The organism is Lentilactobacillus dabitei, from assembly GCF_019061365.1.
Lineage (GTDB): Bacteria > Bacillota > Bacilli > Lactobacillales > Lactobacillaceae > Lentilactobacillus > Lentilactobacillus dabitei.
The window spans coordinates 1-9,527 of sequence record NZ_JAHPPD010000093.1; the positions used below are offsets into that span (position 1 = coordinate 1).

At 42.0% G+C, this 9,527-nt stretch carries 6 protein-coding genes and 1 pseudogene; 6 read left to right on the forward strand and 1 reads right to left on the reverse strand.

Features of this window, described 5'->3' with window-relative positions:
- Positions 1 to 524 (forward strand): annotated as a pseudogene (locus tag KTE19_RS11520) (hypothetical protein); the annotation flags it as partial.
- Positions 525 to 893: 369 nt separating this feature from the next.
- Here KTE19_RS11520 and KTE19_RS11525 read toward each other — a convergent pair.
- Positions 894 to 2,099, reverse strand: a complete 1,206-nt coding sequence (locus KTE19_RS11525; protein WP_217342329.1) for an SGNH/GDSL hydrolase family protein — start codon at positions 2,097 to 2,099, stop codon at positions 894 to 896.
- A 181-nt stretch (positions 2,100 to 2,280) separates the two neighbouring features.
- On the opposite strand from KTE19_RS11525, the gene KTE19_RS11530 reads away from it, so the two are divergent.
- From KTE19_RS11530 to rihC, 5 genes are all read left to right on the forward strand, one after another.
- Positions 2,281 to 3,429 (forward strand): hypothetical protein, encoded by a 1,149-nt coding sequence (locus KTE19_RS11530; RefSeq protein WP_217342330.1) that lies wholly within the window; start codon positions 2,281 to 2,283, stop codon positions 3,427 to 3,429.
- Between the two features lie 1,266 nt (positions 3,430 to 4,695).
- Positions 4,696 to 5,532 carry an alkaline phosphatase family protein gene (locus KTE19_RS11535; protein ID WP_217165002.1) on the forward strand — a complete coding sequence of 279 codons (837 nt, stop codon included), beginning with the start codon at positions 4,696 to 4,698 and terminating at the stop codon, positions 5,530 to 5,532.
- A 122-nt stretch (positions 5,533 to 5,654) separates the two neighbouring features.
- Complete coding sequence (locus tag KTE19_RS11540) at positions 5,655 to 6,932, forward strand: NupC/NupG family nucleoside CNT transporter (RefSeq protein WP_217165000.1); 1,278 nt, start codon at positions 5,655 to 5,657, stop codon at positions 6,930 to 6,932.
- A gap of 30 nt (positions 6,933 to 6,962) precedes the next feature.
- Positions 6,963 to 8,276 (forward strand): NCS2 family permease, encoded by a 1,314-nt coding sequence (locus KTE19_RS11545; RefSeq protein ID WP_217164999.1) that lies wholly within the window; start codon positions 6,963 to 6,965, stop codon positions 8,274 to 8,276.
- Between the two features lie 166 nt (positions 8,277 to 8,442).
- Complete coding sequence (gene rihC / locus KTE19_RS11550) at positions 8,443 to 9,357, forward strand: ribonucleoside hydrolase RihC (RefSeq protein WP_217342331.1); 915 nt, start codon at positions 8,443 to 8,445, stop codon at positions 9,355 to 9,357.
- Positions 9,358 to 9,527: the final 170 nt, after the last annotated feature.

Consider the following 9,527-nt stretch of genomic DNA (forward strand, 5'->3'; position numbering starts at 1 on the left):
AATATCATAAGGGAAGGCATTCCCTATTTCTATACAATTCAGAAATCTTTTATGCATTTACACAAGATATTTTACGCTCTCAGCCAATGAGCGCATCTGACTTTGCTTATGGCTTCCCTGCATTAACTACTGACCAACAAAATAGTGCATTCCCAAGTACAACTGATAGCAGCGATTCATTTAACGTTGCTGACTACTTTGGCGACACTAAGACAACTAATAAGTTTGAAACAGCATTGAACGCTGCGGATAACGCCCACGTTGCTAAAGCTGGTTCTTTGACCTCACCAGGTACAAACAATAAGACAGGGAACCCTCACACTGGTTTCTTTGGCACATCGTTTAATAATGGAAATTCACGTTACTTCTATGTCTTCAATTCAGCAGATACAATTTCTAACAACACGCCTAAACAATCAAAGGGTGCGACTATTAAAGTCGTGATGCAGCAATTTGAAACGAACACCCAGTTACCAGATAAGGTAAATAACCAAAATGGTAACACCGATTACATTGCTAAGTAATCCCACATCTTAATCAACTTACACCACATATTCATGGATTAACTCATCTTTTTAATAGGGGGCTCGAACAATTAATTTTGTCGAGCCTTTTGTTATTTCTTCAAAATAATATGATTTGTACCATGCGGTTATTCAAGCTGATCGTGTGGGAACTCACTAAAGATTGGGACAAAAGGCGATTTGATCCCAGAGTTTAAGTTAAAAAAGCAATGCATTCCTGGTTTTGGAATGCATTGCTTTTTGGCTTAAATGGCGGGGATCAGCCGTTTGTTGCAAGTTTTATCAATATAAAATTGGAAAGCTGAGTTATATTTATAAATGGGTTGCCGACTAATGTCTCAACCTCATTGTCATTCATTAATGTTAAGTTTAGTAACGATAAATACTGCTGGTTTTTGCCGTTGTCTTCTTAGCAGTTGTTTTTGAGGTGGTTGCTTTCTTGGTGGTTGATGTTTTGCTCGTTGTTTTAATCATATCTTCTGGGTAATTCTTAATCATGAACTGGGCAATTTCGCGGCCCATCAGTTGATAAGTCATTGGATTTGGATGCAAGCGGCCATCGTTGAAGCGGTCGGTATGGTTGGCGTCGGTGATGATTGGTTTGGTATCATTTCGCCAGTCGAGATAAGGGATGCTATTGTCCTTGAAGACTTCAGCTTCTGCATCGCGTAACTGGTTCATGGTGTAACCGCCCTGACCAGGCACCTCATCTGAGTTGACATTGCTGTCATAACGGGTCAGTGGCAAGATGCCATAAATAATCAGGTTCTTATTGTCTGACTTCATCTTCTTAATGTCATTATTCAGCTGGGTCTTAATGTCGTCCAGCGAATTAGTTGAGTGACCATAATCGTTGGTGCCATAAGCGATGGTTGCAACATTATAATTTTTGAAATTGTGCTCGTTGATAACTGTGTTCAAGTCGCCGGGAGTTTCAGCGTTACCGTCACCTTGAGACAAGAAAGCACCGTTATAGCCAACGTTAGTCACCTTAGCATTTAAATAACGGGATAACCAAGTTGGATAGCCCATATCATCAAGGGTCTGGTAGCCATCGTACCCGCAAGTAATCGAATCACCCATCGTAATGATTTTATTTGCTTTGAAATAATTGCTGTTTTTCATTGCGATATTAAAGGTTCCTTCCGCGATGCCTTCCAGGTTACCGTGCCAAACGTAACCGGTTTGTTTGCCGCTGCCGCTTCTGACATAGTAGAAAACGGAATTGCCACTGCCTTGAGCTGATCGGTCAATTGTCACCTTTTTGTAAGCATAGAAGGTGAAATTGTCAAAATCTTTGGCGGATCCCAACGTTTTGGTTAAGCCGGAATCGGAATAGATGTAGCCTTTCTTCATGTGATAAGGCATGGGTTCGTCGGAGAGGTCAGTTGTGTTGATAACTGATGCAGGTTTGATATCTTCTTGTTCCTTATCTTTAGTTGCTTTGGAACTGGTCGTCTTAGTTGAAGTACTCGTAGTTGTTGTGGTCTTGGCAGTTGCCGCTTGAGTGGTCGTTAATCCGGCCATGCCCAGTGATGCGGCAAGGGCTGCAACTAGGTAGAATTTTCTGTGCATATTATTATCTCCTCAGAATGATTTCAATCAAGTCTAAATATAACATTGATATATTACGAGACATTTACACAATGGTGATAAATACATAACCAACTTGCCAAAATGCCTAAAGTACCTTAACATGAGACTATACATTTTTAAATATATTTAGAATGCGCCCAAGTCAGGGGATAACAATATTATGAGGAATAACCTTAAGAGCCGATTGCCAATTTATGCAGCATCATTTGCATTGGCAATGTTCGGACTTGGTATCCAGGGGAAAGCGGACGTGATGCCGCAGGATACAAGTCAAAAAACAACTGTTCAGGCTGAGGTCAAAACCGACTCCAGTAGTGCAGCAGGTACAGTTCATGATTCAAAAGCGGATGATTCAATTTCATATAAAGATGCCGACAATAATCATGTCAAGTCGACAGATGATTCTTCCAGCGATCAGAATAATAGTAGTAGCGATAATAGTTCAGATAGCAACGATTCAAGCTCATCTGACAGCAATAATTCAAGTGATACGTCAACTGATTCTTCAGATTCTAAGGCCGACGCTGGGACTGTGACTGATCAAAAAGGATCAACGACGAGTTCCGATACAAGTGCTAAAGACACTTCGACCAAGCAGGAAGATCCAGTTTCAAAGGATCCGGCCAGCACTGATTCAAACAACGATGTGGATAGTGGTACCGATACCACGGATGATGATACTAAGTCAACTGGTAAGACAAGCAATTCTACCAAGGCACCCGTTTCTCAAGCAATGATCGGCATTGGTAAGCAAGGGACCACAACGGAGGGGAGCACGGTTGATGATGTTTTGAAGACAATCATTGATGGTGTGCTCCCAAATGACCAACCGGACTCTGGGAAGACAGGTTCGACAGCAACCCCCCAATCATCAAGTTCAGTGGCGGTTGCGCCTTCAAGTGGAACTAGTCCAGCTTCAACCAATCCAAGCCAGTTTCCAGTTAATAAGCAATCAAAGATTAAGAAACCGGTGACCAGCAAGGACTTGGTCAAAGCGAACTTTGCTGAAGTTGTGGTTGAAAGCGATGGCAGTAGCAAGACGAAGAGCAAGACCAAACTGGTGACATTTGATAGATTTAGCAAGTCATTTTACAAGACACTCAGCAATAAAAAAGTGAACGCTGGCAGATTGACACCAATCAATGGTGATAAGGTCACAATCACAACCCCAGTCTCTCACGTAAAGTATTTGATGCATGACAAGACCAGTGTTTATGATATGTGGCCAATTATTGCGACAGTTGCCGTGATTGGGCTGGCCGGCTTGTCATTCTTCGTGTTTGATCCACTTAAATTCCTGTTCAAGTAGTCTGTGGTGGCTGGAAGGTTTTCAGCCGAAATGGTTAAGTAACATGATATCAAAGACTCATAATTGGAAATCCTGATTCTTAGGATGCCTGATTATGGGTCTTTTTGGAATCTAGTAGGTGTTAATTTGGCTATCATTCAAACAAACTTAAAAAGTTGAGAACTAATCCTTGCAAACGCTTCCAGATATGTTATTATATAGTCAAGGAAGGGAAAGGAAGTTCGAAGCATAGGGGTTTCACCTACTTTGAATGTTCTCTGATCCAAAGATTAATATGTTGGAATGTAACTAGATTATTTTCAAATGTTTCACAGTTTGAAATGACGGATGATTATTTTAAGTGTTAGAGTTTGGAAGTTTCAAGAAGTATTTAGGAACATGAAAGTTTAAGTATAAAGTACCATGCACAATGTATTTGAATCATAATGTTTCATAAGTCTCAAGAGAGTTTCAAATGTTTAAGAGTTAAAATAACAAAATTAATTCAGGTGATTAAGTGTTTGAATATAACAAGTTTGGTTTCAAATGTTTATGCAACCTGATGGCTCACTATTAATACCTGTTGGAGTAATTGAATGAGATTAACATAAAGAGGTCGCTTATAGTAAGTCAGATGGTTCCGCAGTCAAATTGATGAGATATCAAGTTGATACCAATTAGTTTCACGAAGAACCATTCGTTGATCGCACGGCAAATTTATCAAAAGTAAATTAAGAAAAGTGATTAACGTTTGCGGCAGATGGATCAACAATTAGTTAAATTGAGGCGATAAAACATTAAATTATTTATGAAGTGGGTATTAACCCCGATAATCCCTTCCACATAGGATTTAAACTCGTAGCATGTCAGAATGAGTTTAAATCCTATTTTTTTGTGTCGCTTTTAACGATGCTTCACTCCTTGCTAAGTTCCGCACAATGATTGGGCAACGTTCCTAGCTTTCTAATTTGATAAATGTTCACCGCCTAATCTTAACAACCGGTCATCCATGTGAATTTCCTGCTTTGTTGGGTTTCGACCACATCAAACACCCCGTGCCATATCAGGACTCGAATAATTAACAAGATGAACTTATTTCACAAATTTGCACTTCCTGGTTGTGGGAGCGAATGATCTTTGCTATAATGAAAGCGCAATCAGGAAAGTAAAAGGTATTACTTTCCATTATTTCTGACCTTTCCAATTTACAATGTTCGCTTAATTGGGTATTCTATTCAGTAGAACTATTTCACATTTGGAAATTGAAACGGGGAAAAGGTGAATTCTATGGATTTTCGGCGGGTTATTGTTGTCGATCTATCAGCACTTGGTGTTGGTGAGGCCAAGAACGCCAATGAATTTAATTCAGTCGGTGCCGATATGCTTGGGCACATTGCTAATAAAGTGGTGGGTCACTTTAAGTTACCAACCCTGAGCAAATTAGGCTTGGGGAATATTCGTTTTGGTGATCCGATCCTTGGAATTGCCCCCGTGGACGTGCCGATTGGCTACTTTGGCAAAGTTCAAATGGCAAGCAAAGGGACGGACTTCAATTCTGGCTTGCGGGAAATGTTCGACTACCAATCTGACGTCAGAATTACCAGCTCTATTGACTCGGTCGTCTATAACGGCAAGGGGATTAACAAATCAATCGTCATTAGTAATTACGACAGTTACATATTTAATCAGGATTTAGCGACGATTCGCCCTGCTAATAGTGACGTTCGAGCATTTAGAGAATTGCATCAGCAGGCCAGCAGCTCAGGAAGCGGCTTGATCTACATGCGGACACTGGGTCTCCAGGAGTGCTGCCGACAAGCCGATATCGAGGGCTGCGCCAAATCATTGCGCTACATGGACCAACAACTCGCCGAGCTGATTAACGAATTGCATTCAACGGATCTACTGCTGATCACGTCCTCGTATGCCAACGATCCGACGTTCAGTACGACTCCAACGCGGGAATATCTGCCACTGATTGCATATGTACCATCTAATCCTGATGGGAAATCACTGGGCATTCGGCATTCATTTGCCGATGTGGCCGCAACAATCGCTGACATTTTCCATCTTGATGCTTCGCCGAAGTTTCTCAGGAGCAGTTTTCTTGGTGAACTGGCATAGTTCATCGTATGATTATTTTGGGTTTAAACTTTAAAACCAATTTCGTCTTATAAGGAGGATAGTCGTCAGCTTTTGTTTCTAGCCATTTTTGTTTATAAATTCAGAAAAGAGGATTTAAGAATATGCAATTAACCTATTTGCTGGTTAACGTTCTTGGTATTGTTGTCTACCTTGGAATCGCGTTATTATTTTCAAATGCCAAGAAAAGTATTAACTGGCGTTCTGTAGCTGTTGTGTTAGTGATTAACCTTGTCTTAGCCTGGATCTTGACGAGTTTTGCTTGGGGCCGTGATGCCGTTAAGGCTGCAGCCGATGGATTTAACTGGTTGGTCCAAGTTGCTTATCAAGGGATCAATTTTGCGCTGCCTAACTGGGTAACCACTCAGTACGGTGGAACTGCTAAATCAATGAACTTTGTCACCAGTGCGTTACTGCCAATCTTGATGATTGTCCCATTGTTTGATACCTTGACATACATAGGTGTCTTGCCTTGGATCATCAAGTGGGTTGGCCGGGGACTTTCATTCATTACCGGCGCTCCTAAGTTTGAATCATTCTTCGCCGTTGAAATGATGTTCCTTGGTAACACTGAGGCACTTGCCGTTTCATCACTCCAATTAAAGCAAATGTCTGCAAAGCGTAATTTGACTTTGGCAATGATGTCAATGTCATGTGTTACGGCTTCAATCATCGGTGCTTATACCCAAATGGTTCCTGGTCAATATGTTTTGACTGCGATTCCATTGAACGTGTTAAACGCCTTGATTATCACAAGCATTTTGAACCCAGTTAAGGTTACTCCTGAAGAAGATACCATCGCTAAAATGGGTGGTAGTGGTACGAGTGACGCAGCTGTTGAAGCTGGCGACGTTCAAGCCAACGGCAAACGGGAACCATACTTCTCATTCTTGGGTGATTCAATTCTTGGTGCCGGTCGTTTGATCTTAATCATTGCTGCTAACGTTATCGCCTTTGTTGCTTTAGCTGCTTTGATTGATAAGATCTTGGCCCTCTTCAACCCATGGTTATCATTGGAACACATCTTAGGGATCATCATGTTCCCATTTGCATGGTTAATGGGACTCGATGTCAGCCAAGCCTTCCAATTCGCTCAATTCATGGGAATGAAGTTGGTTACCAACGAATTTGTTGTTATGGGTAAGATTGCCGGGACAATCAACAACCTCAGCATCTTCCCAGCTCACTACCAAGCTCAATTGACTGTCTTCATTACGTCATTTGCTAACTTCTCAACCACTGGTATGATTATCGGGGCCTTCAAAGGCTTGGTTGACAAGGAAAAGAATGATTTGATCAGTAAGAATGTTTTGACAATGTTACTTTCAGGTATCTTGGTATCGCTGATGTCAGCTGGTATCGTTGGATTATTTGTTTGGTAATATCGAAAGTTAGAAAGTTAGGTTTTATTTTTGGATAAAAAGCAGCAAGCTGAAGCCGTAGCCAACAAGCTGCGGCTTCATGAGGCTATAAAAGATAAAGCACTCATTAAACGAGAGATCATTGCTGGAATTACCGGATTTTTCGCCATATCTTACATTATTATTGTCAATCCGGTTATTTTAAAAGATGCTGGGATCCCAGTTGATTTGAGTGTGTTTGCCACCATTATTTCTTCTCTGATCGGCTGTTTAATCATGGGATTCTGGGCGAACGCACCAGTTATTTTGACGCCAGGAATGGGGGTTAACGCCTTCTTCACCTACACGATTGTTGTCGCAATGGGCTTGTCATGGCAGGAAGCCTTAGCGATCTCAATTGTCTCAAGTGTGATCTATGTGATCGTTGCCTTTACCAAGCTCAGCGTTGTGCTGGCTAAGGGAATCCCGGAGACGCTTAAAGCAGGGATTACAGCTGGAATTGGATTATTTCTGGTGGAAATTGGGCTTGAAAAAGCGCAGTTGATTCAGCAGGGGAAAAATTCCATTCTGGCACTGGGAAATCTCACTAATCCGGCAACTTTGCTGGCAATCTTTGGCCTGTTGATTACCTTGTTCCTATTTGTACGCAACGTTACCGGGGGCTTCTTCATTGGGATTCTGGTCACTTCGATTGTGGGGATCTTATTTGGCATTAAGGACCAGGCTTCGCCATCTGTTGGCATCGGTGATATTACCAAATACACGGACGTGCTTGCCAAGGGCGACTTTAGTCAGGCTTTCAGCATTCCATTTATTCTGGCGGTATTCTCCATGACCATGATTTTGGTATTTGAATCGATGGGATTGCTGGAAGGCATTATGCCCAATCCTAAGAAATTCAAAAAAGCGTTTGAGGCCAGTTCCGTGACCAGCTTTCTTTCCGGCATTCTTGGAACCAGTCCAACGGTTGCCGCTGCCGAAAGTGCTTCTGCCATCGAAAGCGGTGGCCGGACTGGGCTAACTGCGATTGTAACCGGCGTGATGTTTGGCTTATCGCTGTTCTTTATCCCATTACTGTCATTTGTGCCTCAGGCGGCCATTTCACCCGTCATTATCATCACTGGTGCGTTGATGATGAACCAACTCAGCCGAATTAACATGTTCGACTTTTCGGATTGGTTTCCTGCATTCTTGATCGTGGTGATTATCCCATTTACTTCCAGCATTTCAACTGGATTGGCATTTGGGTTTGTGACCTATCCACTGCTGAAGATCGCTGCCGGCCGACAAAATGAATTGACGATCCCAACGTATGTTTTGGGTGCTTTGTTTCTCTGTGATCTCATTTTAAGTGCGTTACTATAGTGCATGTTTGGTTATTTGAGATTAACATGGGAACTGGGAATAACATTTTGGCTAAGAATGTCGTTGCCGCTATTAATAGTTATCAACGAAAGCAAACAGATTTAAGATTGTTCGCTTCCTGTTACTAAAAAATTGTAAGCGTTTGATATAAGGAGGAGTTTGAACAATGACGATTAAAATTATCATGGATACTGATCCGGGAATTGACGATGCCGCTGCTTTAACGATGGCATTAAATGATCCCCAAATTGATTTGAAATTGATCACCAGTGTTGCTGGCAATGTGACTGTTGACAAGACAACTAAGAATGCTCAAAAGATTGTCCGGTTCTTCAATAAGAAGGTTCCGATTGCTGCTGGTGCTAAACAACCGCTGATCAAAGAATTCGAGGACGCTGCCCGAATTCACGGCGAATCAGGGATGCCTGGCTATGATTTTCCTGAGGACTTGCCTAAGCCGCTTGATGTCAGTGCCGTTGAAGCTTTGCGAGACACCATTATGAGTAGTAACGAAAAGATCACATTGGTGCCAACCGGCTCATACACTAACGTTGCCTTACTATTCAGTGAATATCCTGAAGTGAAGGATCACATTGAACGCATCGTTGCCATGGGTGGCTCCCTTGGAAAGGGCAATATGACCAGTGCCGCTGAGTTTAACGTCTTCACTGACCCAGACGCCGCCCGCATCATGTACAATTCTGGCATTCCAATCACGATGGTCGGTTTGGACATTACAATGAAGGCGCTATTGACGCCAGATTCATTGGCAAAATTGGAAACCATGAACGAAACTGGTAAGATGCTTCACGATATCATCATCAATGATGGCGATAACAGCGACAAAGGGATTGCTATGCACGATGTCAACACAATCTTCTATCTACTTCACCCAGAAGCAATTAAGACTGAGAAAATGTGGATCGATATCGTCACAGATGGCCCAGCTATTGGTGAAACGGTTGGTGACATTCGCGGAGCTTACCACGATGGCAAGACCAATGCCAATGTTTGCGCGGATATTGACGCGGAAGCATTTAATAAGTGGTTCTTGGAAGAAGTTTCGAAGATTCAGAAATAAGAGTGGGATAATGGGTGATTTGATCCCAGAATTTAAGTGAAAAAAGTAATGCGTTCTGGTTTGTGGAATGCATTACTTTTTTTGCTTAAATAGCGGCTCTTCGTCAACTGTTGTTGGTGAAACTAAATTCGAGTTCTAATCACTTTGTGATTAGGGCTCTTTTTGTTTTG

Excerpts from the sequence above, each read along its gene's own strand:
- KTE19_RS11525 (WP_217342329.1), bottom strand. The coding sequence starts at position 2,099 with ATGCACAGAAAATTCTACCTAGTTGCAGCCCTTGCCGCATCACTGGGC.
- KTE19_RS11530 (WP_217342330.1), top strand. The coding sequence starts at position 2,281 with ATGAGGAATAACCTTAAGAGCCGATTGCCAATTTATGCAGCATCATTT.
- KTE19_RS11535 (WP_217165002.1), top strand. The coding sequence starts at position 4,696 with ATGGATTTTCGGCGGGTTATTGTTGTCGATCTATCAGCACTTGGTGTT.
- KTE19_RS11540 (WP_217165000.1), top strand. The coding sequence starts at position 5,655 with ATGCAATTAACCTATTTGCTGGTTAACGTTCTTGGTATTGTTGTCTAC.
- rihC (WP_217342331.1), top strand. The coding sequence starts at position 8,443 with ATGACGATTAAAATTATCATGGATACTGATCCGGGAATTGACGATGCC.